This is a genomic window from Cypionkella sp., assembly GCF_030652235.1.
Lineage (GTDB): Bacteria > Pseudomonadota > Alphaproteobacteria > Rhodobacterales > Rhodobacteraceae > Cypionkella.
In genome coordinates this window covers 1-24,517 of sequence record NZ_JAUSBA010000011.1, presented here as the reverse complement: position 1 = coordinate 24,517, position 24,517 = coordinate 1, and the positions used below count along the sequence as shown (strand labels likewise).

The 24,517-nt window shown below is 61.6% G+C and carries 18 protein-coding genes and 2 pseudogenes; 5 read left to right on the top strand and 15 right to left on the bottom strand.

The genetic code is table 11. The features are described from left to right. Positions 1–431: 431 nt before the first annotated feature. The 5 genes from Q7V03_RS02955 to Q7V03_RS02935 form a co-directional block, all read right to left on the bottom strand. Positions 432–1,838: a GDSL-type esterase/lipase family protein gene (locus Q7V03_RS02955; protein WP_304924116.1), complete on the bottom strand. Its 1,407-nt coding sequence runs from the start codon at positions 1,836–1,838 to the stop codon at positions 432–434. Positions 1,839–2,073: 235 nt separating this feature from the next. Further along, on the bottom strand, positions 2,074–3,066 hold the full coding sequence (locus Q7V03_RS02950) for a sugar ABC transporter substrate-binding protein (RefSeq protein ID WP_304924115.1): 993 nt from the start codon (positions 3,064–3,066) through the stop codon (positions 2,074–2,076). Positions 3,067–3,158: 92 nt separating this feature from the next. Further along, positions 3,159–4,265: an ABC transporter permease gene (locus Q7V03_RS02945; RefSeq protein ID WP_304924114.1), complete on the bottom strand. Its 1,107-nt coding sequence runs from the start codon at positions 4,263–4,265 to the stop codon at positions 3,159–3,161. A 14-nt stretch (positions 4,266–4,279) separates the two neighbouring features. Next, the gene (locus Q7V03_RS02940; protein WP_304924113.1) at positions 4,280–5,803 is read right to left on the bottom strand and encodes a sugar ABC transporter ATP-binding protein; all 1,524 of its coding nucleotides are present in this window, start codon (positions 5,801–5,803) and stop codon (positions 4,280–4,282) included. 43 nt (positions 5,804–5,846) lie between these two features. Beyond that, a complete protein-coding gene (locus Q7V03_RS02935) occupies positions 5,847–7,925 on the bottom strand; it encodes an FAD-dependent oxidoreductase (RefSeq protein ID WP_304924112.1) in 2,079 nt (692 codons plus the stop codon). Here Q7V03_RS02935 and Q7V03_RS02930 point away from each other — a divergent pair. Beyond that, positions 7,924–8,151 (top strand): hypothetical protein, encoded by a 228-nt coding sequence (locus Q7V03_RS02930; protein WP_304924111.1) that lies wholly within the window; start codon positions 7,924–7,926, stop codon positions 8,149–8,151. The two genes, Q7V03_RS02935 and Q7V03_RS02930, sit on opposite strands and share 2 nt — an antisense overlap. A 6-nt stretch (positions 8,152–8,157) precedes the next feature. Here the strand turns inward: Q7V03_RS02930 and Q7V03_RS02925 are convergent, their stop codons facing one another. Continuing rightward, on the bottom strand, positions 8,158–9,237 hold the full coding sequence (locus tag Q7V03_RS02925; RefSeq protein ID WP_304924110.1) for a LacI family DNA-binding transcriptional regulator: 1,080 nt from the start codon (positions 9,235–9,237) through the stop codon (positions 8,158–8,160). Positions 9,238–9,337: 100 nt separating this feature from the next. Here Q7V03_RS02925 and Q7V03_RS02920 point away from each other — a divergent pair, with 100 nt between their 5' ends. After that, positions 9,338–10,351 carry a Gfo/Idh/MocA family protein gene (locus Q7V03_RS02920; RefSeq protein ID WP_304924109.1) on the top strand — a complete coding sequence of 338 codons (1,014 nt, stop codon included), beginning with the start codon at positions 9,338–9,340 and terminating at the stop codon, positions 10,349–10,351. 415 nt (positions 10,352–10,766) lie between these two features. Here Q7V03_RS02920 and Q7V03_RS02915 read toward each other — a convergent pair. Beyond that, positions 10,767–11,836 (bottom strand): annotated as a pseudogene (locus Q7V03_RS02915) (transposase); the annotation flags it as partial. 128 nt (positions 11,837–11,964) lie between these two features. Here Q7V03_RS02915 and Q7V03_RS02910 point away from each other — a divergent pair. Beyond that, positions 11,965–12,903: pseudogene (locus Q7V03_RS02910) on the top strand (transposase); the annotation flags it as partial. A gap of 552 nt (positions 12,904–13,455) precedes the next feature. On the opposite strand, the gene Q7V03_RS02905 reads toward Q7V03_RS02910, so the two are convergent. The 7 genes from Q7V03_RS02905 to Q7V03_RS02875 all read right to left on the bottom strand — a co-directional run bounded on the left by Q7V03_RS02905 (position 13,456) and on the right by Q7V03_RS02875 (position 20,828). Next, on the bottom strand, positions 13,456–14,580 hold the full coding sequence (locus Q7V03_RS02905; RefSeq protein WP_304924108.1) for a Gfo/Idh/MocA family protein: 1,125 nt from the start codon (positions 14,578–14,580) through the stop codon (positions 13,456–13,458). Between the two features lie 133 nt (positions 14,581–14,713). Further along, on the bottom strand, positions 14,714–15,028 hold the full coding sequence (locus Q7V03_RS02900) for a putative quinol monooxygenase (protein WP_304924107.1): 315 nt from the start codon (positions 15,026–15,028) through the stop codon (positions 14,714–14,716). Between the two features lies 1 nt (position 15,029). Beyond that, on the bottom strand, positions 15,030–15,983 hold the full coding sequence (locus tag Q7V03_RS02895) for an ABC transporter permease (RefSeq protein WP_304924106.1): 954 nt from the start codon (positions 15,981–15,983) through the stop codon (positions 15,030–15,032). Then, positions 15,976–17,565, bottom strand: coding sequence for a sugar ABC transporter ATP-binding protein (locus Q7V03_RS02890; protein WP_304924105.1), 1,590 nt, complete (start codon positions 17,563–17,565; stop codon positions 15,976–15,978). Before Q7V03_RS02890 ends, Q7V03_RS02895 begins: the two co-directional genes overlap by 8 nt. Next, positions 17,562–18,728: a Gfo/Idh/MocA family protein gene (locus Q7V03_RS02885; protein WP_304924104.1), complete on the bottom strand. Its 1,167-nt coding sequence runs from the start codon at positions 18,726–18,728 to the stop codon at positions 17,562–17,564. The genes Q7V03_RS02890 and Q7V03_RS02885 overlap by 4 nt, the downstream gene beginning before the upstream one ends. A gap of 103 nt (positions 18,729–18,831) precedes the next feature. Continuing rightward, entirely contained in the window at positions 18,832–19,953 is a 1,122-nt protein-coding gene (locus tag Q7V03_RS02880) for a substrate-binding domain-containing protein (RefSeq protein WP_304924103.1), read from the bottom strand. Between the two features lie 53 nt (positions 19,954–20,006). Continuing rightward, complete coding sequence (locus Q7V03_RS02875) at positions 20,007–20,828, bottom strand: sugar phosphate isomerase/epimerase (protein ID WP_304924102.1); 822 nt, start codon at positions 20,826–20,828, stop codon at positions 20,007–20,009. Between the two features lie 221 nt (positions 20,829–21,049). Between Q7V03_RS02875 and Q7V03_RS02870 the strand changes: the two genes are divergently transcribed. Next, on the top strand, positions 21,050–22,423 hold the full coding sequence (locus tag Q7V03_RS02870; protein ID WP_304924101.1) for an ROK family protein: 1,374 nt from the start codon (positions 21,050–21,052) through the stop codon (positions 22,421–22,423). After that, positions 22,420–23,424: a substrate-binding domain-containing protein gene (locus tag Q7V03_RS02865; protein WP_304924100.1), complete on the top strand. Its 1,005-nt coding sequence runs from the start codon at positions 22,420–22,422 to the stop codon at positions 23,422–23,424. The genes Q7V03_RS02870 and Q7V03_RS02865 overlap by 4 nt, the downstream gene beginning before the upstream one ends. A gap of 410 nt (positions 23,425–23,834) precedes the next feature. On the opposite strand, the gene Q7V03_RS02860 is transcribed toward Q7V03_RS02865, so the two are convergent. After that, a partial coding sequence (locus Q7V03_RS02860; RefSeq protein WP_304924099.1) for a transposase occupies positions 23,835–24,517 on the bottom strand: 683 nt, incomplete at its 5' end.

Below are 24,517 nucleotides of genomic sequence, written 5' to 3'. Positions count from 1 at the left end.
TTGTCGCAAGGGTCAGAGCCCATTGATTGTTAATAGGTTTTCTGTCTTGCGCGGTTAAATTCACCTGGCTGGCAGGGGACTTCAGGAGCAATCCTTTCTGGCTGACTGACGCGCAGATGGCGTGACTGTGGCCGTTATTCCCCAAGCGAAACGAACCTTGCGCATCGAACGCCCACCCACCGCAAGAACAGCGACAAGCCGCATGCGCCGGTGCTGCCCCGCAGCAGGCAGGCTCTGCCCCGCAAGCAGGCGCTGAGCCGCAACCGGTCGCTTCTGATGGACGCAGATCCGACGTTTCTGGCAATGCGCGGGCCGAAGCGGCAGGCCGGCACGATCCTAGATGAAACACGTCGTGGAAAGCGGCATGGTGCCGCTCTGTCGGAGCGGCACCACGGCATATCACTGTGAACGTACCGATCTCCGGATCGGCGCTATTTATCCAAGTTCAGCAGTGAAAGATCAATCGCCGCTCCCATCGCCTGCAGGCCGATCCGGTTCGGATGCAGCCAGTCGCCGGGGCCACCGTCGCTGTTTGGCGTGAACACTTCCATCATCGCGCCGGTCGCCGGGTCGAGCACTGCGGCCTCGAAATCAATCACGCCGTCGAAGATGGCCGAGGAGCGGATGAATTCGTTGAGCTGCTTGCGGTAGGCGTCGGTCTGGGTTCCGCCATAAAACGGGCCGAAGACGCTGCCGAGAGTGGCCTTGGAAAAGTCCTGGTCCGGGCGCAGGCCGGGGGTCAGGGTGCCGGCGATGACGGTGATGCCTGCCGCTTTCAGCCTGGTGGCAATCTCCTTGTAGCCCTCAATCACCGGTTCGGGTTCGTTCTGCGCCGAGCCGATATCATTGACCCCCTCCATCAAGATAACGGTGGTCACGCCGGAAACCTCAAGCACATCGCGCTGCAGGCGCTTGATGGCCGGCTCGCCGATCGCTTCGGACACCACGGCATTGCCGCTCATCGCCTGGGTGACGACGCTGACCCTGTCGCCATATTTTTCGTCGAGCCGGTGCGACAGGAAATCGGGCCAGCGGTCGTTGCCGTTGTGGGTAGAGAGGGTACCGTCGGCAATCGAATCGCCGAACGCGACGACGACCTTGGTGCCTTCCGGGGCCATCACGTCGACCGCGTCGAGGATGAACCAGGACGTGGTGGTAAAGGGAAACACGGCACCGCTGTCATTGGCCACCACATCGCCGGATCCCGGTAGCGAGATGTACGAGGTGGCTTCGGCGGAATCGTGGTAGCTGAGCGATCCGTTGGTTCCGGTTACCGCAAAGCTGACCGCCAGATTGCGGCCGCGCAGCAGCGGCAGGGCGGCCTCGGAATGGAACGGCAGTGCTACCGGGTCGCTGAAGAGCCGCTCACCCGGGGCGATGGTGACGGAGGGTTTGCCATCGAACATCACACCGACGCTGGTGCCTGACACCAGATGGGCGGAATATTCCTGCAATCCGACCGCAGCCGATCCGATCACCAGCGGTTCGGTACCGAACACATTGGAAAAGCGGATGCGGACCGTATCGCTCCAGATGTCGGGGCGGACCATCATGCGGAAGGTCTGGTCGGTGGCCTTGCCGCCGGGCAGCGCGAAACGGATCGCATTGGGCTGCGGAAAGAACACTTCGGGGCGGAAGTCGCCGACCGGGACGACGGTCGTCGGGGCAGGCTCTGCAAATACGCCTTGCTGCGACGCCGTCCAGGTGGCGGCCCAGGCCTTGCCGTCCTGGGCCTGCGCATTGACGGCACAGAAACCGCTCAAGAGCAGGGTCGTGCCGAAGCATAGACGCCGGAATGCCCGAGCACGACCGGTTGGCGGAACATTGAAGTGTCTCATCATCATGTCTCCTTGGTTGAGTTTTGCAACATGCGCAGATCTTTGCCGAACCTGCCTGTCGCGGCAGTCGGCTCGGTCAGGGGTAACGTCAGGCATGTATTGGGGTCGCCAGCAGGCTTTGACGGCGTGAACGCCTCACGGGCGCAAACCGGAGCAAGATGCGTTCACCGGCCCGAACCAGTCCCTAAACAGCCCCGTCATCCGACAGGGGCCGTTTAGGTTCATGTCATCGCGATCACTTACCCAGATTGCCCCAATTGCGGGCATCATCAACGTTCGACTTGTCGATGATATAGGGTTTGGTTTGCAGTTTCGGCTCGTAGGCGCGGCCCTCAAAATGGGCGATCACCATGTCAAGAATGCCACCTCCGCCCATTGCATAGGGGTCTTGGGCCACGGTTGCGTCCTGTTCACCGCTGCGGATCCGGTCCAGCGCCAGCGGCGTACCGTCCAGCCCGACGATGAACACATGCCCCGGCTCGCCCGGAGGCACCAGCTTGCCGATCTGGCGCAGCGCCGATACGACGCCGCGCACCATTTCGTCGTTGTGGCTGAACACGCCAACGATGTTGGGATCCTGCGTGAACGCATCCAGCACCATCTTGTTGGCATTGTCCGCCGCCCATTCGGTGTTGAGCGAGCGCACCTCGACATCCGGAAAGGCCGCAGCCATCTGGTCGTTGAAGCCCTTGTTGCGGGCCTGTGCCTGCGCCGAGCCGACCGAGCCGCGGGTTTCAAGCACCGCGCCCTTGCCACCGATCATCGCGCCCAGAGCATCCGCACCCTGCGCGCCCCCGGCGACATTGTCGAAATCGACAAAGCCGATGAAATCGCCCTCGGGCGGGGTGTTTTCCATGATGAACACCGGAATTCCGGCCTCGTTGGCACGCTTGACGCCCGCCACCAGCAGGGTCGCGTCAATCGGATTGATCACGATGGCATCGGGCTGCTTGGTGACGGCATCCAGGGCCTGCGTCACCTGCAAATTGGGGTCGCCCTTGCCGTCGATGACGTTCAGGATGATGCCCGCTTCTTCGGCACGTTTTTTCATGCCCTCGACCATCGCCACCTGATATTCGTATTGCAGACCAAAGGTGATGTATTCCACAGTCTTGCCATTGGCATCACCCTCTGCCGCAAAGGCCGGGGCACCAAGGCTGGTCAGCCCCAGCAGCGTCGCCGCCGTACCGGACAGAACCATCCGGCGTGTCAGTGCTCTCAGTTTCATAGTTTCCTCCATCAGATCGTGGTCCCGCCATAGGTCTGGTTTCGCGGTTTGCGGGGGTGAACGGCGAATTTTGGGTTGCTCGGGTTGGTTGCTCAGGTCTGGCCCGTGCGGGTCGGTGGGGCGCTCTGGGCAGCATCACGCGTCTGGGCAGCATCACGCGATTGCGCTTTTTCGCGCCGGATCGTCATGGTGCGGCGGCGCAGCCCCGACTCGACAAGCCTGCGACGATAGACATCCAGCGTGGCCGCAGCGGCGATCACCGCGCCACTGACCACGTAATCGTAATTCGGCGGCACGTTCAGCAGGTTGACAGCGTTCTGCACCAGCCCCAGCAGGATCACGCCAAGCAGCACGCCCATGATCCGGCCTTCGCCACCAAACAGGCTGACGCCGCCGATCACCACGGCAGAGATCACCGTCAGTTCATAGCCGAAGCCTGCGGTGGCGGCCCCCGCCTCCAGCCGTGCGGTGATCATCAACCCGCCGAGTGCCGCAGCAAAGCCCGAGATCATGTAGGCAATCACGATCACCCGGTTGGTGCGGATACCGGCCAGCCTTGCGGCCACGGCATTGCCGCCGGTGGCATAGATCTCGCGGCCAAAGCGGGTCCGGGTCAGCACAAAATGCGCCAGCACGCCAAGCAGAACTGTCAGGATGATCACCATTGGCACCCCGAACAACCGCGATCCCTGAATATCGACATAAACGCTGGGGACCGGCGCGATGTTACGCCCGTCGGAAATCAGATAGGCCACACCACGCGTAATGCTCATCATCGCAAGTGTGGCAATCAGCGCGGGCAGCCGCAGCACAGTGACCGCCAGCCCGTTGATCAGCCCGATCCCGGTTCCGGCGGCCAGCGCCAGCAGCGCCGCCAGACCTACCGGCAGCCCCGCCTTGGTCGCAAGCACCACCCCCAGCACCGAAGCAAGTGCGAGCACCGCGCCCACCGCCAGATCTATCCCCGCCACCAGAATTACGAAGGCTTGACCCATTGCCACCACCGCGATGATGGTCGAGGCGAACAACAGGTTCTCAATGTTAATCCGCGAAAAGAATACCGGCGAGGCAAAGCTGAGCAGCAGGCCGCCAATTAGGATCACCCCGAGCAGGCCAAGGCTCTGGATCGCATCCAATACCCGGCTGTTGCCCTCCGTTCGGGCAGATTCCGGCTGTTCCGCATGTGTTTTCTGTCCCATCATAGTATCCTCCGTCATCCGCTTGTTGCCAAGGCGATCACCACCTCGGCGCTCAAATTTTCGCGTTTGATTTCGCCGACGATCCGACCCGAGCGCATCACCAGCACCCGGTCGCTCAGCGACAGAACCTCGGGCATTTCCGAGCTGATCAGCAAGATGGCTGTGCCCTCACGTGCAAGACGGACGATGATTTCGTTGATCTCGGCCTTTGATCCGATGTCGATGCCTTTGGTCGGCTCATCGAGGATCAGCAGCTTTGGGTTGCGGGCCAACCAGCGGCCCAGCACCACCTTTTGCTGATTGCCCCCCGACAGGGTAGAAATCGGCACATCCGCCGAAGCCATCTTGACCTTGACGGACTGTGTGGCCACAGCCAACGCCTCGGCCTCGCGCTTGGCCGACAGCACGCCATGTGGTGCGATTTGGTCGAGCACAGCCAGCGTCGCGTTGGTGGACACGCTCAAATTGGTGATCAGCGCTTGATTGCGCCGGTCCTCGGGCACCAGCCCGATCCCGGCGTCGATCGCGGCGCGCGGATTACCGGGACGCAGGCGTTGACCGGCCATCTCCACCACCCCCGCCTCGTAGGGGTCGACGCCAAAGATGCAATTGGCAAGTTCGGTGCGCCCTGCCCCGACGAGCCCGGCCAGCGTTACGATCTCGCCCGCTCGCACCGCCAGCGACACATCATCAACCACACCAGTCCGGGTCAGGTTGCTGACCTTCAGCACGGTGTCTCCCAGCGGATGAGCCGACGTCGTCACCTGCGCCACCCCGCGCCCCACCATCATCTGGATGACCTTGCCGGGATCTAAGGCAGCGGCAGGTTCCGACCCGATCAGCCGCCCATCGCGCAGCACAGTTACCCGGTCAGCGATGGCGAACACCTCTTCCAACCAATGCGACACGAAAACGATGCCCATGCCTTGCGCTTTCAACTCGCGCACCACCGCGAACAACTGGTCGATCTCGCGGCCAGATAGCGACGTGGTCGGCTCGTCCATGATCAGCACGCGGGAGTTTTCCGAGATGGCGCGGGCAATCTCCACCAACTGTCCTTCGGCTGGGCTCAGGCGGTGCGCCAAAGTGTCGGCTGACAAATCCGGCGCCACTCGGGCAATCGCGGCCCGAGCCACCCGCATCTGTTCGCGCCCGTTGATAATACCATAGCGGGCAGGCCAATGACCCAGCATGATGTTCTCGGCCACCGTCATGTTCGGCACCAGATGCGATTCCTGGTGGATGGTAGCGATTCCGGCCCGGTGGGCGTCAGCCGGTGTCGCTTCCAGCCGATGCCCGCCAACGGTGATTTCGCCGCCATCCGGCGTGTAATTGCCCGACATCAGCTTAATCAGTGTCGATTTTCCGGCGCCATTCTCGCCAACCAGCGCATTCACTTCGCCCGCCCGTACGTTGAGGCTCACATCATCCAGCGCGATGACGCCGGGAAAAGTCTTCGACACCCGGTCCACAAACAGAATCGGCGTGCCCGCGGTCAGGCGGGTCTCTTTAGCTGCGTTCCTTGGGTGCTGGGTCATGACCGGCGCACCCTGAGTGCAACTGATGCAGAGTGGCGATGTTTCATAGGGTGCGTGCCAGTTCATAGGCCTCGTTGATCGTGCTCTGGATCAGGCGCGGCACGGCGCAATCGCCGACCCGTTCGACCTGAACCCCGGCAAAGGCCGGATCCTGCTTCAGCCGCAGATACAGGTCTTCGCGCGACCGGCGGCCAATCACCGGCACCACCCAGTCGATGCCCTCGATCACTTCCTCATCCCCAGGCATGAGGATGTATTTAGCCCAGCCGTTGGCATCCGCGCCGCTGAATACCGCCGACACCCGCACCTGCCCCGGTGCCACGGCAACAACGGACGTACCGCCGCGCAGCGTGATGCCCTTGATTGCGGCGCGACGGTAAAACAGCGTGCGCGTGCCCGCCTCCAGCAACTCGCCGACAGCCATGTGCCCGGCGATCACCGTCACCCGGCAGCCATCATTGGCGAGGAATTCAGCCGTACCCGCCGCCTCCCAATGGCCATTATTGTCAATCACAACGACATGGCCGGACAGCCGCACCGCACCCGACAGAACCGCGTCACAGGATACCACATTGGCCCCATCCAGCCCTTCGATCTCGGGCAGGATCTGACGGCCCTGTGACAACGCCAATGAAGTATCGGCGGTATCCGTTCCGGGCAGATTGGGGTCAGAGCCGGTGGCCAGCACAACCACATCCGCACCCATGCCAGCCAACAACTCCGGCGTGGCGGCAACCCCGAGCCGGACAGTCACGCCCAGTTCGGCGACCATCGCCTCCAGATACGATGTCACCTCGGCGATCGAGTCATGTTCAGGCTGTAAAGCCGCCAGATTGACCAGCCCGCCCAACCGCTTGCCGCGCTCCAGGAGCGTTACCCGGTGGCCGCGCCGCGCCGCGATTTCAGCCACTTTCATCCCCGCCGGGCCACCGCCAACCACGACCAAGTCGCGCTGCACCTCTGCCAGCGCAACCAGCCGCTCGCTATGCGTGGCTTCACGCCCCGCACCGGGGTTCTGGATGCAGCGGATACCTTTTTCCTGCCCGACTTGGTGAATGCAGCCATCGTTGCACGACACGCACATCCGAACCAGATCGCCACGCCCGGAACGCAACTTGCTGGCAGTTTCAGGGTCGGTGATCAACTGGCGGGCCCAGCCGATAAGATCGGCCTCGCCAGCCTTCAGCATCGCCTCACCGGCCTGCGGCGTGATCCGGCCATAGGCCACCACCGGCAGTTTCGTGGCGGCTTTCAGGGCCATATTAATCTTGCGGAATTCTGCCCCTGCAACTGCCGCAGGCGGGATTTCCATCCAGTAGCTCGAAAATGAACCCGCATCGGCGTTGAAGTAATCGACCAGTCCGGTCGCCTCCAGCGCCGCTGCCATTTCCAGCCCATATTCGGTGTCATAGCCGAACGGCGTGAACTCATCGACGCAGAGACGCACGCCAAGAGGGGCCGCACCGATTGCTGCCCGCGTTACCTCCAGTACCTCAATCGACAGACGCATTCGGTTGGCGAACGACCCACCATAGCCATCGGTCCGCCGATTAAAATAGGGCGAGGCAAAGGAGCGCAGCAGCCCATCGTGCGCGATCTTGATCTCGACCCCGTCAAACCCCGCCGCGATCTGGTTGCGGGCAGAAATGCCAAAGCCGTCGATCACGGCCCGTATGTCATCTGCATCCATCGCCTTGGTCGAATGATGGCTGGAGGGTTCTGGCATCTGGGTCGGCGCCCACATCAGATGCGGCGGATTTTCCAGCGATGTGTGGCCGCCATGCGTCAACTGGCCGAAGATCTTTGCCCCATGCAAATGCACCGCATCGGTGATCCGTCGCAAATTAGGAATGCTCGCCGGATCCCATGCACTGATGAACCGGCGCGACATCTTGCCCGACGGATGAACCGCCTGACTCTCGACCACGATCAGCCCGACCCCGCCGCGCGCCCGCTCTTCGTGATAGGCGCGCAGATCATCCGAGGCGAGCCCGTCGCGCGCACCAAGTGCCGTGAAATGCGGCTGGAACACCATCCGGTTGCGCAGCGTCACACCGGCAATTGAAAAGCCCGACAGCAGATGCGGGTGCGCCAGGGGCCTGGCTTGCTGGATGTCTGACATGTCGCTGATTGCTCCCCATAATCACGCCCGTTTCCAAGCAAAACGCTATTTAAACGATTACGTAAACGATTATCTAAACTTTTTCGGCTGTCAAGACCCAAGTATCCGCAGAGGGTTCACCGGTCAAATTCTTGAAATATCAGATTATCTCGCTGCACTGCCTGCCCAGGAATCCGCGACCAGCACCAACACGCAGGCATTTGCGCCTGCGCTCCGGCCCGAATGAGTGGAATCAGCCCGACGATTCCCGGATGTTCAGCGCCGTGCCGTGCACCAAATGAACTGCAGGTCCGGTCTGAACTTTGGTGATCCGGTCGCGCAGCAAGCGCGCCGCAGCGCAGCCCTGATCATAACCAGACTGCGCCACCGTGGTCATACGGGGGCGAAACGCATCGGCCCATTGGAAATCGTCGAATCCGGCAATCGCCATGTCTTGCGGACACCGCAAACCCTGTTCATTCAGCGCCCGCATCATACCCAGAGTCATGAAGTTATTGGTGCAGAACACCGCATCAGGCAACGGGTCCAGAGCCAAGATCGCGCGCCCGCCCTCAAAGGCGGCATCGATGCTGGAGGCACTTTCCACGATCATTCCTGCGTCGAAATCCAGCCCCGCCGCCGCCATCGCCGCCGCATGCCCCTGGACCCGTTCGGTGATCGAGCTGGCATGCAGGGTTGCCTTGAGCACCGCAATCCGGCGGTGCCCGCGCGCGATCAAGTGCGCCACCAGCGCGGTCGCAGCGGCCAGGTTGTCGACCAGCACCGAATCCGCCGTCACAGACGACAACGACCGATCCACAAACACCAGCGGAAAGCCACGCGCCACCAGCGCCTCCAGATAAGCGACGTTGCCCCCCGCAGGGGCAAGGATCAGCCCGTCGATCCGCTTTTCCATAAGCACGTCCAGATACAGCAACTCGCGCGCCGCATCCTCTTCGGTGTTGCACAGGATCAGGTTCAGCTTTTCGGGAAAGCCACGGATGGTATCCTCGATCCCCTTGACCAGATCCGAAAAGAACGGGTTGGTGATATCCGCGATAATCGCCCCGATCGTGCCGGTCTGGCTCCGCCGCAGGCTGCGGGCAATGCCATCGCGCCGGTAGTTCAGCGCGGCAATCGCCGCCAGAACGCGTTGCTTAGTGTCCTCGGTGACAAACCGCGACTCGTTCATCACATGCGACACGGTCGCCACCGACACCCCGGCCCTTGCCGCCACATCCCGGATTGTCGCCATAAAGATCACCCACTTCAACCAGCCCAAAGCTGTCGTCCCGCCGAAACTGGCATCTGGCACATAGGCATTGACAGCCACCAATGTCGCAAACTATTTTAACGTAATCGTTTAACAAGGGCGATTTTTGGGCGCAGCCGGTCAGAAAACCGGTGTTTGGCCAAATTATGGGTGGACAAGTATGGCAGATCGGTTGCGTATCGGAATACTCGGGGCGGCAGGAATCGCCAAACTGGCACTGATCCCCGCGATCAGGAATGCCCACAACGCCGAGATTGCCGGAGTCGCCTCGCGCAATGCTCCGGCGCTCGCAGGCTGGGCCAAAGACGAGGGTATCCCCCGGCTTTACCACGACTATGCGGCACTGCTCGCTGACCCCGACATTGACGCCGTCTATATCCCGCTGCCCAACAGCGAACATGCCGACTGGACGATTGCGGCGGCCAGGGCGGGCAAGGCCGTGCTGTGTGAAAAGCCACTGGCGATGACCGCCGACGAGGCCGCCACGGTGGTCAGGGAATGCGAAACCTGCGGCACCGCCTTGATGGAAGGCTTCATGTACCGATTTCATCCGCAGCACGAGAGGGTGCGCCAGATCATCGCCTCAGGCGAGATCGGCGACGTCGTCGAGGTTCAAGCGCATTTATCGGTCGATATCATGAGCCCGGCCGATCCGGTGAATGTTCGGTTCTCGCCTGAACTCGGCGGCGGCGCGTTGCTGGATATGGGATGCTACGTCGTGCACATCGCGCGCAGCGTGTTTGCCGAGGAACCGCTGGCGGTGCTGGGTCGATGGACGATGGATGAGCACTTCGGCGTTGATACCGCCGCCTCGGGTATTCTAGAATTCTCGGGCGGGCGATCGGCCGTGGTGAGTTGTTCTTTTAAGGGAAATAGCCAGGGGTTTTACCGGGTTGTCGGTCGCCTTGGCTTGATTGACCTGCCGCGCGGCATCATTCCGGGGCTGGCGGACCGCGTTTCCGAAGCATTGATTATCGTGTCGGACGCCACGGGAGCGCGGCGCGAGGAACGCTTGCCGCCGGTCGATCAATATCAGTTGATGATAGAGGCGTTTGCCGATGCGGTCCTGCGCAACGGCCCTATGCCCTATGCGGCGGCGGATACGGTCGCGAACATGGTGGTGCTTGACGCCTTTGCGCAATCCGCCAGGACGGGAATGCGGGTGGCCTTGTGAATTTGACTAACCGACGTCAGGAGTGGGGAAAACTGATCATCCGGTACTGAACATATACGTGATCTCAAGCCTTATCTCGAGTCTGCGGCCCAAGGGCCCACTGCAGTCGGTGCGGCGGTCCATTCCGGGGCGCAAGCGACTATGACTCGGCCTTCGAGATTTCCGTCCCAACGGACGGGCTATCATCGACGATCTGGGAGTCGGTGAAGAACATCGGCAACTGCAACAAAGTATCCGACTGGGTTAGGCAGACTACCCAGCCGGACAACTGGCCCGAAGCTGCGATTTCCAATGCCTGCCGCTCCAGTCAAATGCTTGGAAAGCTGCGGAAAAGCAGCGTGAAGAGGAAGCGGACACGTTCGCGTCCTACCTTCTCGGAACGTGTCAACGACTTTGAGACAGCGGGTTCTTGAGTTTAGGCTTGGGCTGGCTCCGTTTTCTTGGACGGGTTGATCCAGACAGCAGTCGGGATTTGGGGTGGTTTGGGACGCTGGCTGACGAATCTCTCTGGGGTTCTGAGAAACGCGGCGTCGAGCGCTGTCTGGCGGGCGGCGTGGATTGCGTCGGCCTGCCCGAAGTGGATCTGGTCGGGCGTCATCAGGCCGATGCCTGCGTGATGATGGTCCTCGTTATACTAGGCGAAGAAGCGACGGCAGAACGCGCGGGCCTCGTCGATGGTTTGGAACCGTTTGGGGAACTCCGGCTGGTATTTCAGGGTCTTGAACTGGGCCTCTGAGAAGGGGTTGTCGTTCGACGTGTGCGGCCTGCTGTGCGAGTTGACCACGCCGAGATCGGCAAGCATCAGGGCTGTCGCCTTGGCCTTCATCCGTTGCCCGGCAGTGATTTGCCTGCAAATCACGAGAGGGGGGCGCCGCGATCTGCATGCAGGGTCAGCTGGTCGGGTGGGACGGCATGTTTTGCCATGGCGTCTTTAAAGAGTGCTTTGAATTGAATGGCACTTTCCGCGTGCTCAATGCGCCCGCCAACGACCCGGCGGCTGAAGATGTCGAGGATTACATAGAGGTAGCAGTAAGACCATTTCACCGGCCCCATCAATTTGGTGATGTCCCAGGACCACACCTCATTTGGCCCTTCGGCCAGAAGCTCGGGCTTTTGATAGACCGGGTGGCGACGCAGCCTGCGGCGTTCCGCAACCTCGCCATGGGCGGCAAGGATCGAGGTACATCGTGCGGATGAAATACAGATAGACGCATTCATCAAGCAAGGTGGCATAGACCTCGATCGGGGTCTGATCCGCGAAGCGGGGTGTGCGCAGATGAGCAAGCACCTGATCCCGTTCACTTGTCCGCAAGGCGCGTGAGACAGGTGGCCGAGGTTTTGTCGCGCGAGGCCGAGCGATCAGCGCCGTGCGATGCCGATGCACAGAGGCCCTCGCACCTACAAGGCCGCGCAGACCGCCGTCGTCAGGCCGCTGCCCGGGATCAATGCCACAACGGCGGCCATTACGATTTGCCGTTGCTGCCGGACGCCAGATCCATCTCGTCCAGACGCGCTGCCACTAATGGGATGGTCCGCCCCGCACCCAAATGTATGCTCTCGTGGCATCGCAAATCAAAAGGAGAGAAAGGATGCGAACCAAACCCCTGGCTGTGCGGGCTGAGGACCTGTTGCCGGTCGAATACTTCCACGTCGTCTTCACCCTGCCGGCCGAGATTGCGCAGATCGCCTATTGGAACAAGAAGGCGGTCTATGACTTGCTGTTCCGCGCTTGGGCCGAGACGGTATTGACCATCGCCGCCGATCCCAAACAGCTCGGTGCAAAGGTCGGGATTACGGCGGTGCTGCACAGCTGGGGTTCGGCCCTGACCCACCATCCCCACATTCACATGATCGTCCCGAGCGGTGGCCTCTCGCCAGATGGCGGCCGCTGGATCGCCTGTCGACGGGGGTTCTTCCTGCCCGTGCAGGTCCTGTCGCGGCTCTTTCGCCGCATGTTCCTCGAAGGCCTGCTCGCCCTCCACCACGCCGGACACCTGATCTTCTTCGGTGACCGATCTGGATTGGCCGATGCGAGCACATTTACCGCCTGGCTGGCCCCGTTCCGCAAGTCGGAATGGGTGGTCTATGCCAAGCCTCCGTTCGGCGGCCCCGAGGCGGTTCTGGCCTATCTTAGCCGTTACACCCACCGTGTGGCGATCTCGAACACCCGCGTGGTTAGCGCCGACGCCGACACGGTCGCGTTCCGCTGGAAGGACCATCGCATCAAGACCGGCGATTGCCAAAAGGTCATGCGGCTGACCACCGATGAGTTCATCCGCCGCTTTCTGATTCATGTCCTGCCGGATGGATTCCACCGCATCCGGCACTACGGCCTGCTTGCCAGCGCCGCCCGCAAAGTCAACATCGCGCGGGTCCGCAACCTGCTCGCAGAGGCAGCCCCCGCCGCTGCACCCGAACCGGCGGCAGAACCCACCCCGCTCACACGGCGCGCGCCATGCCCATGTTGCGGTGGCCCGATGAGGATCATCGAAATCTTCCTCAGAGGGCAAAAGCCGCAATCACGAGCACCGCCTCGGGAGATGGCAGCATGACGAAACGCCCGTCATCCAGATCGATCCGGCACCGGTTCCCGTGTGGGCACCGAACCGTTGGCGATTGCCCACGCTTGCACGAGCACGCAGAAATGGCCAGGCTCTGTCTTGGTTCAGCCACCGGCGTATCTGCCCAAGCCAAAGGCGCATCGGCATTATTCTGCAAGAATTCACATTGCGCCCGCCCTTCACGCCTCCAACCATCGCTGATCATCGTCCCAGCCCCTGGCGTCAGCGCTCTTTACCCATAGATTGCGCCCGGCCCCCCGCGGCTTCGTCCTTCCGAGGTTTGTCAACGTGAACCGCCATCTCTGGGCGGCATAGGTCGCGCTGCGGTCCACGTCGAAAAACCTTCAGGGAACCGGACGTTTACTGACCATAGTCGCTTTTCAACGATCAGCGCAAAATAGCCATTCGTACCCTTTCATGGGCAATCGTCCCCCATATGAGCGAGTGCGATGCTAACGAGGATATCTGGCACGACGTGAACTTTGACGAATCTTGATGGTGGCCTCACAGAATGGTCTGGCTACAATCGTTCTGGATCGGGCTTCAGAGCCCAACCCAAATCCCGTCTTCTTCGCTTGACCGCACCGCAGCCGTGATGAAACGCATGCCAGCCAATCCGTCCGACACAGTCGGCAGCGCGATATCGATGCTCGGTTTTGCCCCGCTCCGAAACTCACGCACTTGCCCGGCGGCTTCGGCATAAAGCGTGGCAAAGGCCTCAAGATAGCCTTCTGGGTGGCCTGCCGGAAGGCGAGAAGGTGTAAAAACGCCGTCGCCCCCACGCCGCAGGGTTCGCGTTGGCTTGCCAACAGGAGTGAACTCAAGATCGTCGGGTCGTTCCTGATCCCAAAGAAGGCCTCCGGCCGCGCCAGCCACGCGAATGCGAAGGCCGTTCTTGACTCCCGGCGCAACCTGGCTCGTCCAGATCATGCCCTTGGCACCACCCCCGAACCTGAGCAGGATTGCGGCATTGTCATCAAGTGCCCGGTCCGGTCCGAAAGCAGTCAGATCGGCCAGCACTGCACTTGGAACAAGACCGGTCACGAAAGTTGCAAGGTTGAAGGCATGGGTGCCGATATCGGCGATGCACCCGCCGGGGCCGGACTGCGCCGGGTCGGTGCGCCATGCAGCCTGCTTGTTACCCGAGCTTTCGACCGGCATGGCCAGCCAGTCCTGCAAATACTCAACCTGAACATGACGGACGCGACCGATCTTACCCGCCGCAACCAGGGCCCGTGCCTCGCGGACCATCGGATAGCCGGTGTATGTCTGGGTCAGGATAAAGGGCAGGCCGGTCTCGGCCACCAACTTGACCAGCGCCTCGGCGTCTTCCACGGTTGTGGCAAGCGGCTTGTCGCAGATCACAGGAATTCCAGCTCGTAGAAACGCCATAGCCACCGGGACATGCAGGTGATTGGGCGTAACGATTGCCACGGCATCGATGCCGTCTGGCCGCGCCGCCTCGGCTTTGGCCATCGCGGCAAAGCTGTCGTAGCTGCGCTCTGCCACAATCCCCAGGTCCGCCGCCGATTGCGCCGCCCGTTCAGGGTCAGACGAAAACGCCCCGGCGACCAAGTTCCAATGGCCGTCCAGCCGCGCCGCAATCCGATGCACGCCGCCGATGAAGGCACCTTTGCCACCACCCACCATGCCGAGTTTCAGGGACATTAAGAGCTCTCCCGCGATCCACATACTACCGCATGTTCTGACTGTGGCCCCTGAACAAGGGCTGACTGCCGCCTAAACCACATGGACCCCAGCGCGCCCTGAATGCGGCAGACAGCGAGCCCCCTGACCGGCATCATTTCTGTGAGGCCATATCCGAAAGCATCGTCAGATACCGAATATCAACCGGCTCGGCCAAAAGCCGCCCGAGCTGAGAAAACAACGGCGCGAGGTGTGGCATCGCCAAGTGCGCGTCCAGATCTGCTTGGCTCTGCCAGTTCTCATAAAAGACAAAGCAGCAGGGATCGGCCGCATCGACATGGAAGTCATAGTTGATGCAGCCGGGCTCATTTCGGGTCGGGGCAACCTGTGCCGCGAGGAGTGCAAGAAGCTCGTCGCGTGTCGCGGGCGTTGCTTTGACGGTGCCGATGATGGTGACATGTTCCATCATGTCACCGCTTTTGGCTAAGGGCGACGGCAAGGATTATGATCCCCCCCCGCGCAATCAACTGCTGGCTGAATTCCAGCCCGAACAAGATCAGGCCGTTGTTGATCAGCCCGATCATCATGGCACCCACGATGGTGCCGATCACAGTGCCCTTGCCGCCGAACAGGCTGGTGCCGCCCAGCACCGCAGCCGCGATGACGGACAACTCGTCGCCTTCGCCCAACTGAAAGCGGCCCGATTGCAGTCGTCCGGCGTAAAGCATGCCGGCCAGTGCGGCAGCACAGGACGACAGGACCAGCACCTTCATCTTGATGTTTGCAGTATCGATGCCGGAATAGCGCGCAGCGGTTTCCCCGCCACCGGTCGCCAACACCCGGCGGCCAAAGCCTGAGCGGCGCAGCACGATATGCCCCACTCCACCCAGTGCCGCAATCCAGAACAACAGCACCGGGATCGGCCCAACAGACCCGCCGCCAAACAGCCAGGAATAGCCCGGCGAAAGGATTGGCACGGCAGCGGTGTCGGAAATCCACATCGCCACGCCCTTGGCGATGCCCATCATCGCAAGCGTTGTCAGAAATGACGGAATGCCGATGCGCGTGGTCAGCCATCCGTTGAACATGCCGACAGCAAGGCCGGTCGCAATACCGGCAGCGACCCCGCCCACAGGGCCCGCAAAATTGATCGCCATGGCAACCGTCACGGTCGCCAATCCGGCCACGGCCCCCACCGACAGGTCGATCTCGCCCGCTGACAGAACGAAGGTCATCGCGATGGCCATCACGGCAATCATCGCCGTCTGCCGCACGATGTTCAGCAGGTTGTTGGGATTAAGGAACCCCTTGTCGTTTAGCGTCAGCGCGAAGATCAGAAAGATCGCGACAAAGCCGATGTAGATGATGTTCTGCCGCCAGTTGGCGAAGATTGCCCCGCGAGGGGCCGTTACTGAATTAGCCATGGAGAGCCTCCTTCACGGTCAGAGCTTTCTGAATCTCGATCTGCAAGCGCCGCTCGGCAGCTTGCAGGGCATGGTCGGGGTTGGTCTCGTCGGGATCGTCCAGATCGGCGCGGTCCAGCATCTGATGGGCGCGGCCATCGGCCATTACCAGAATACGGTCGCAGGCAGTGAGCAGTTCCGAGAGTTCGGATGAGATCACCAAGACCCCTTTGCCTGCCGCCGCAAGATCGCGCACCAGCCGGATGATTTCGGATTTCGATCCGATGTCGATGCCTGCGGTGGGTTCATCAAGGATCAAAATATCGGGGTCGGTGGCCAGCCATTTGCCGATCACCACTTTTTGCTGGTTGCCGCCTGACAGGGTCGATACCGCATTGTCGCGGTTGGCGGTCTTGACCGAAAGGCGCTGGATCATGCTGTCGGTGATTGCGGTCGCGCGCGGCTGATCCACCAGACCGCGTTTCGTGATCCGTCCAAGAACCGCCATGACCATGTTTTCGGCAACGCTATGGGCGGGGATGATGCCTTGCGTGGCTCGGGCTTCGGGCACGAGGGCGACACCTTGCGCAATCGCATCGGAGGGGCTGCGGATCTGCACCGGTTTGCCCTTGATATGTATTTCACCCGACACCGCAGGCTCGATCCCCGCGATCACCCGCGCCAGCGCCGACCGGCCCGACCCAAGCAGCCCCGCAAGCCCCAGCACTTCGCCCCGGTGCAGGGTAAAGCTGATGTTATCGGGCTTGTGCGGCCCGGTCACATCTTTCAGCTCCAGCAGCGCCTCGCCCCGTGAGGAACCGCCGCGCACCACGTCGGCCAATCCCTTGGACCGTTTGCCGACGATATGTTCGATCATCGTATCGATGGGCAGGTCCGCCATCGGCGCTGTGATCACATGCCGCCCATCGCGCAGGATGGTGGCGCGGTCGGCGATCCGGGCAATCTCGTCCATACGGTGGCTGACATAGATGATCGCCACGCCCTTGGCAGTCAGCTTGCGCAAAAAGACGAACAATCGCTCCACATCTGATACCGCAAGCGCGGTCGAAGGTTCGTCCAGGATCAGCACGCGCGCGTCCTGACTGATGGCCTTGGCAATCTCCGTCAACTGCTTTTGCCCAGCACCAAGATCACCCACCAAGGCGTGGGGGTTCACCTCGACCTCCAGCATCTTGAAGATCGCGGCGGCGCGGCGGATGGAATCTTCGTCGTCGATCAGGCCGCGCGCATCGCGGGCCTCGCGCGTCAAAAACACATTCTGCGCCACGGTCAACGTAGGGATCAGCGACATTTCCTGAAAGTTCATCGCCACCCCAGCCGCGCGGGCGGCCTCTGGTGTCGGGGCGGCAAGCCTTTGGCCTGCCACCTCGACCGTGCCTTCATCCGGGATGTGCACCCCGTTCAGCACCTTTAGAATGGTGGACTTCCCGGCCCCGTTGCCGCCCAGCAGCGCATGAACCTCGCCGGGCAGCACCTCCAAATCCACGTTGTCCAACGCACGCACACCGCCGAAGGATTTCGAAATCCCCATCATGCGAACGGCCGGAACAGCGGGATTGGTTATACGGGCCGGGGCGGTCATCCGACCGTTTCCCACTTGCCGGTTTCGCCCGAACGCAGCATTGCGTCGGCCACCAGTTCGGTCAGCAAGCCGTCTTCGAAATTCGGGCTCGGCTGCTTGCCCGACGCTATGGCGCTGAAGAAGTCAAAGCATTCCACGATCTTCGTCTCGGAATAGCCGATGCCCAGACCCGGGATCGGCCACAGGCCGCCGCCATATGGATGCGCCGGACCCGTGTAGATGGTGCGGAAGCCGCGCGCATCTGCCGGATCGTCGGCGAACATCACTTGCAATTCGTCGCGGCGTTCATAGTTGAAATGGATCGACCCTTTGGTGCCGTGAATTTCCAGCGTGATGAAGTTGTTGCGGCCCCAGGCGTTGCGGGTAGCCTCAAGGCTTCCGATAGCGCCGTTGCCAAATCGCAGCATCGAGATCACCTCGTCATCCACATCCACCGGCGCGCGCTCGACACCCGCAGATTTCACCGACGCCCCCAGCTTGTCCACGCCGCCCTGCTGCAGCGGCCGGGTTGTCACATAGGTCTTTGTCATCGCGATCACCTCTGCAATGGGGCCCACCAGATAATGCGCCAGATCGACCACATGCGTAGCGATATCACCAACTGCGCCAGAGCCAGCAATCTTCTTCTGGAACCGCCAGGATAGCGGGCCGTTCTCATCGGCTGACCAGTCCTGCAGATAGGTGCCGCGGAAGTTCAGGATTTTGCCGATGCGGCCTTCGTCGATGAATTTCTTGGCCAGCGCCACGGCGGGCGTGCGGCGATAGTTGAAGGCGACCATGTGGATGATGCCGGCGGCCTTCGCCGCCTCGGTCATCGCGCGGGCCTCGTCCACCGTGCGCGCGAGGGGTTTTTCGCAAATAATGTGCTTGCCCGCTTTTGCGGCGGCGATGGCAATTTCGGCATGGACGTTGTTGGGGGTGCAAATATCAACTACGTCGATGTCCGGACGATTTACCACGGAACGCCAGTCGCTGCTGGCCTCGTCAAAACCGAACCGTTGGCGGGCATCTTCGGCTGCCCCGTCTGTGATATCAACCACGACCTTGCGGTGCGGAATGGCTGGGGCGGGCCAGAAGAACATCGGCATCGAGGCATAGGCCATGGCATGCGCCTTGCCCATGAACCCGCCGCCGATCATGGCGACATTCATCACTTTGGTCATTTTCGGTCTCCGTGGCTGGTGGTGAGCCTTTTGGCGGGCGACAAGCGGTTTGCCTGGCCGAAGACTCTGGTTTCGCGCGGGGATGCTCCCCGCGCGGTTGGGATCACTGCATCATGGCCTTGATGTTGTCGGTCGCTTCTGTGGAATAGACTTGTGTCCATGCCTCCAGCAAATTTTCTTTGCTGACGGGAAGCGCGGGCAGGGCCACGAACGCCGGGGCCTCTTTGCCCAGCAGCGCATAGCCGGCGAGCTTGGCCTCGACCACGCCCGCATCATACGGACGCTGCGCGCCCAAGCCCTTGATGAAGCCGCCCTGCGCCATGCTGATCGCAACGTTTTCGCCAAGGTCCACCGTGGTGATGATCAAATCATCGCGACCAGCGGCGCGCGCGGCGGCAATCACCCCCTCGGCGGGCACGTCCCAAACTGCCCAGATCCCCTTGATTGACGGATTGGCCGTCAGCATTGCTCCCGCAGCTTTTTCCGCATCGCCTGAAAAATCTGGTCCGCCGATGCCCTGTTCGTCCACGATCTTGATGTTCGGATAATCGTTGGCAATGGTGGCTTTAAAAGCATCATAGCGCTGCTTGGTCACGAAGAAATCAGCGGCATGAAAGACCAGACCGATATCCCCCCCATCCGGCCCCAGGGCTTTTGCCATCAGATGTGCCGAGGCGACGCCGTTGCCATAGTTGTCCGCAGAGACAACCGAGACGTAATCCTTGCCCGCAACAAAGCCTGCGGGCACGTTATCCATGAATACGAACTTCGCTCCCGCTTCGCCTGCAGCCCGGTAGGCGGCGGCGGTCGCGGTGGGATCCGTGGGGATCGATACGATGACGTCAGGCGCCTGCGCCATGATGGTTTCAAGATCGCTGACCTGCTTTTCGGGTTTGAATCCCGCATCGGTCACGGCAATCACCTCAATGCCCATGGCGGTGAACTGAGTCTGCAGCCCGTTGATCTGGGCGCGGGACCAGTCATTGCCACCGTAGTGCATGACGATTGCGGCGGTGGCGCCCATCTCTTTGATCTTGGCCAGTTCCTCGTCGGTCAGAACGACGGTGGAAGGAGCCGAGGGGTCTTCGCCATTCGGGCCTTTCGACAGTACGGTTTCCTGCAATGCAGCCAGCGCAGTGTCAGGGTCGGCAAAGGCGGGGACGTTCATCCCCATGACCAGCGCAAGTGCGGTGGCCGAGCCCATAAGGGCACGTCTGGTAATCATGATTTCTTCCTCCCGAGAAGATGTGGGGTTGCCCCCGATAATGGACTGGCAGATTAGCCCGCCATGGCCCGGTTCAGATAGTCCATGCTGATCCGCGCCCCTTCGGCAGGGTCGGTCCAGCTGTCAAGTTCGGTGCAAACCCAACCGGCAAATCCCACGTCTTTCATCGCCTGAAGAATGGGGTCTGTGGGCACGTCGCCCCTGTCCAGCGGGGTGAAGGCGAAAGGCTCTTTCTGAAACCCTTTCAGATGCACATACGAGATACGCTTCGCGTGATCCCGGATCAGTTGCGCAGGATCGCCGCCAGCAGCAGCCAAATGGGCCGTGTCGGGGCAAAAATCGATGGTCGTCAAATCGAAGATCTTGGCGACCTCGGCCGGACCCTCGACAATGGTGGAAAGATGCGGGTGGTAATGTGCGCGCAGGTCCCGGGCATCGGCAATCGCCTTGATCCGGTCCAGCGCCGCGCCCAGCTTGTGATAGTCCGTCTCGCGTATTCCGTCGAAGCGTTTGGCGCCACCGCCCACCACCAGATGCGGCGCACCCAGTTCGGCGGCACGGTCGGCGGCGCGGGTCACGCGGGCCAGTTCCTCGGGCAGGATGTCGTCGAAGATGAAGTTCCCACCGGCATAGGCGGCAACCAGTGCAAGCCCGTTGTCGGCCAAAAGGGTTCGCATCGCCGAAGCACTGTGATCCAGCAGGTTGCCGTCAAACAGCTCGACGCCTTCATAGCCAGCCGCCGCGATATCGGCAAAAGCGCGGTCCATCGCCCCAAAGGTCCGATAGCTGAGTTCGGTGATCGAGGTGACCCCCACGGCGTTTCCGCCAAGCTCTCCCCAGCAATTGGCGTGATACGCCAGCTTCCACGCTGCCATCAGTAATCCCCCACTTTGCGTCTGGCGCGACTTCGTCCGCCTGACCGCTCCTCCTCACGACCTCCTCAAGCCGTTGGAGTGTGATTACGCCCAGAATCAGTGTAGGTCAATTATATTTATGCCGATCTTGCCATTCTTTTGCTGTTTTAACGCAAAAGTATTTTCTTGAACGCCAAAATCTACCCAACTATGTGTGTGAATACAGAGCAGAGGAGCCGCTTTTGTTACCGCACACTGCCGAAACCGCCGAATCTACCCGCACACGTGGGAAAGGTCGTCCGCGCAACAGCGAGACAGCGGGGCCCTCTCTGGTTGAAATCCTGAACCTGATCCGCAGCGAACGCGCAACCACCCGGCAGGCGTTGGAGCGCGAAAGCGAGTTGGGGCGTGCCGTGGTGGCGGACCGGCTGCAGTTGCTTTCGGATCTGGGCCTTGTCGACGAGTCGGAACTAGGGCTGGCCACCGGCGGGCGAGCCCCGCGCCTTGTGCGCTTTTCTGCCCGGCGCGGCCTGGTGCTGGTGGCGACACTGGACCAGACGGCCATCGGCGTCGGCGTATCAGACCTGTCGGGCAACCTGTTGACCGAACACCACGAGGCCGCCGACCTGACGGCCCCTGCCGCAGAACTTGCAAGCCGGCTCGCGGCCTTGTTTCATTGGTGTCTGGAGCGTCAGACCCCAACCACTGCACCATGGGGCATATCGCTGTCGGTGCCCGGTACGGTGCCCTCGGTTGGGGATAGCGCCTTCATGACGGCGACCCCCCCCGTTCTGCCGGCTTGGGAAGGCTTTCCGCTGGTCGAGACACTTACTCGCCAATTCGACGTGCCGATCTGGATGCGATCCAGCGTGGAAACCATGACCATGGGAGAGTTGCACGCCGGTGCGGGGCAAGGGCTGCGATCCATGCTATTTATCAAGGTCGGACGTCGGATCGGCGCGGGGATCGTGTGTGACGGGCAGCTCTATCGCGGTGCGCAGGGGGCGGCGGGCCTGATCGGCGCGCTTCCGGTAATTTCGGACGGGCTGACTGGCACGCTGGATGCGATGGCAGGCTCTGACATGATCCAGCGCGAAGGGCGTGTCGCGGCCGACTCCGGTCGCAGTCCGGTTTTGGCCGACCTAGTGCGGCGCGGGGGTGATATTACCTCGATCGAAGTGTCTCAGGCAGCACAGATCGGCGATCCCGCCGCCGTGGCGATCCTGACCAGGTCGGGGCATCTGATCGGGCAGGTTGTGGCGACGCTGGCCAATGCGCTGAACCCTGACATGATCGTGCTGTCGGGCACGCTGGTTCAAACCAATGACATCCTGCTGGCGGGGATCCGTGAGGCGGTTTACGGCGCGTCTCACCCGCTGGTCACGCGCGATCTGCGCATAATCCGTTCGCAGATGGGCAGTTCGGCGGGGTTAGTGGGGGCGGCGCGCGTGGCGTCTGAGGCGATCTTTGCGCCGGCCTTCCTTAAAGACTGGATCATTCAAGGTAAACCGACCCTGCATCCCGATTTTGCCGCGTTCCGTGCGGACGAAGACGGGGCCGCGGTGCCGCAACCGGAGCCCGCGCCGCCATCAGTGCAGGGGAGGAGTGGATCTTGACCATATTTGGACTGGGCCCCCATGGTGAGCGCGCTGCTCCGCCCGAAAGAGTAAGCCTTCTGCCAGAGGATTGCGCAGCGGCCAAAGCAGCAGGCAAGCGGGTGGCCGTTGTTTTGCACACGCTGAATGGCGATTGGACCAAGTTGCAGATTTCCGGCATGTTGGGCATCTTTGGGGATTGTGGAGTGGTCGTGACCGAAGTGGTCGATTGCGGATTTTCAGCGGATCGGCAGGTGGCCGAACTGGACCGGCTGATCGCGGCAAAACCGGATGCGATTGTGGCCTTGCCTGTAGCAAACGAACAGGTTGTGGCGGCCTTCAGGCGGGTTGCGCTGGCGGGCATCCGCCTAGTGCTGCTAGAAAATGTGCCGACCGGCCTATTGCCCGGCACCCATTACACCTCGCTTGTTTCATCGGATAATTTCGGTCTTGGCAGGATGGCGGCAGCGGGGCTTTCGCCGCATCTGGCGCAAGGGGCGGCGGTGGGCATTCTTGGCTTTGCCGCTGATTTCTTCGCCACCAACGGGCGGGAGGTTGCTTTCATCAATTGGATGCAGGCGAACCGCTCTGACGTGCGAACGCATGTACTGCGGTTCGGCGCGGTGGACGCAGCGGCCGATCTGGCCCAGCGGATGATCGCGGATTATCCCGAGATTTCAGGTTTCTTTGTGGTCTGGGACACGCCTGCCACGGCGGTATCCATCCGACTGGAAGCCGCTGGCCGCTCGATTGTGATGGCGACCGTCGATCTTGGCGAAGATGTCGCCATTTCCTTGGCCGCAAGCAAACCTTTTGTGAGTGTTGCAGCACAGCAGCCGTTTCAACAGGGCGAGGTCGCCGCCCGCACCACGGTCCTTGCCTTGTTGGGCCGACCCGTTCCTGCCTGGATCGCCTTGCCCGGAATTCCCGTGGCCCGCGACAATGTGGCCGACAGTTTCCAGATCATCTGGAGAAAACCCGCCCCGCGCGAGGTTTTGCGTCTGCTCGGCATGGCACCGTGACTGCACGCGTCCAGATGACCGCCCGAAGCTAACGTACTTGGAGGCGAATACGCCGCACTCTCGATGAAGGGCCGCTTAGGCGTGCCGCATTGCATCGGTAAGGCGGCCGCCGACTGCCGGCTATGGGCCGATGCGCAGCCTCTGGCTGCGCATCGGCCCTCAGACTTTCGAGCCCTCTTGCTTCCACAGTGCTTCCGGGCGATATCGCAACGCAAAAAACGCCCCGAGGGGCACTTTGCAAATAACTGATAACACGAGATATTTTGATTGTAGGGACAGGATTTGAACCTGTGACACTGCATCATGAACGGCTCGTACTCTTACACTCGGCCTAAAGCCGCCGCGGTTGTGTCTCGAGAGTGGTGGAAATTCTCCTGCGCCGTCCTCCGAGCGGTTTGATTTGCGCCTGATCAGGCGGCGAGGTCAAGTGTCATTGGCTCGATCGCTTTGTCGAGGGTTTGCCATCCGTCGACCTTGCGCATGGTGATCTGGCCGGCGGCGATCAGAGCCCACAGGAGCATCGGCACTGTTTCGGCGCAGGGCAGCACGGCTTGGGTTGTGATCCGACGGCGGAATTCCTCGTTCAGACGCACTATGGCATTTGTCGTCCGAGCCGCTTTCCATTGCGACGGATCAAGGCGTGTGAAGGTGAAGAGGCGATCCCCGGCTTCTTCCAGGCTATCGGCAACAGCGCGGCACTTCAGGCGCCATTTGCGCACAAAAGCCTTGCGGCGCGTTTCGACCTCGGCTGCGGTGGCGGCATAGATCATGTCGCGATAGTCGTTGCCCAGCTCCTCGTGCATATGTTTCGGGGCATGGGCCAGCAGGTTGCGATGCTTGTGAACGGTGCAGCGCTGGATCGGCAGGTCCTCGCCCCACAGCGCCACCAGTGCCGCCTCGAGCCCTGGTGCCCCGTCAACAATCACGAACGGGGGTCGTTTCAGCCCGCGCTTATCCAGATCATCGAGAAATTGACGCCACGCTGCCGTGCTCTCGCCGCCCATATTCATGATGGAAAGCAATACCTTCTGACCATCTCGGCGCACACCGATGGCTGCGAGCACCGAGAGGTTCGTGGCCTTCTTGTCGAGAC

Coding starts and splice junctions, on each gene's coding strand:
- Q7V03_RS02955 (WP_304924116.1), bottom strand. CDS start 1,838: ATGAGACACTTCAATGTTCCGCCAACCGGTCGTGCTCGGGCATTCCGG.
- Q7V03_RS02950 (WP_304924115.1), bottom strand. CDS start 3,066: ATGAAACTGAGAGCACTGACACGCCGGATGGTTCTGTCCGGTACGGCG.
- Q7V03_RS02945 (WP_304924114.1), bottom strand. CDS start 4,265: ATGGGACAGAAAACACATGCGGAACAGCCGGAATCTGCCCGAACGGAG.
- Q7V03_RS02940 (WP_304924113.1), bottom strand. CDS start 5,803: ATGACCCAGCACCCAAGGAACGCAGCTAAAGAGACCCGCCTGACCGCG.
- Q7V03_RS02930 (WP_304924111.1), top strand. CDS start 7,924: ATGTCGCTGATTGCTCCCCATAATCACGCCCGTTTCCAAGCAAAACGC.
- Q7V03_RS02935 (WP_304924112.1), bottom strand. CDS start 7,925: ATGTCAGACATCCAGCAAGCCAGGCCCCTGGCGCACCCGCATCTGCTG.
- Q7V03_RS02920 (WP_304924109.1), top strand. CDS start 9,338: ATGGCAGATCGGTTGCGTATCGGAATACTCGGGGCGGCAGGAATCGCC.
- Q7V03_RS02905 (WP_304924108.1), bottom strand. CDS start 14,580: ATGTCCCTGAAACTCGGCATGGTGGGTGGTGGCAAAGGTGCCTTCATC.
- Q7V03_RS02900 (WP_304924107.1), bottom strand. CDS start 15,028: ATGATGGAACATGTCACCATCATCGGCACCGTCAAAGCAACGCCCGCG.
- Q7V03_RS02895 (WP_304924106.1), bottom strand. CDS start 15,983: ATGGCTAATTCAGTAACGGCCCCTCGCGGGGCAATCTTCGCCAACTGG.
- Q7V03_RS02890 (WP_304924105.1), bottom strand. CDS start 17,565: ATGACCGCCCCGGCCCGTATAACCAATCCCGCTGTTCCGGCCGTTCGC.
- Q7V03_RS02885 (WP_304924104.1), bottom strand. CDS start 18,728: ATGACCAAAGTGATGAATGTCGCCATGATCGGCGGCGGGTTCATGGGC.
- Q7V03_RS02880 (WP_304924103.1), bottom strand. CDS start 19,953: ATGATTACCAGACGTGCCCTTATGGGCTCGGCCACCGCACTTGCGCTG.
- Q7V03_RS02875 (WP_304924102.1), bottom strand. CDS start 20,828: ATGGCAGCGTGGAAGCTGGCGTATCACGCCAATTGCTGGGGAGAGCTT.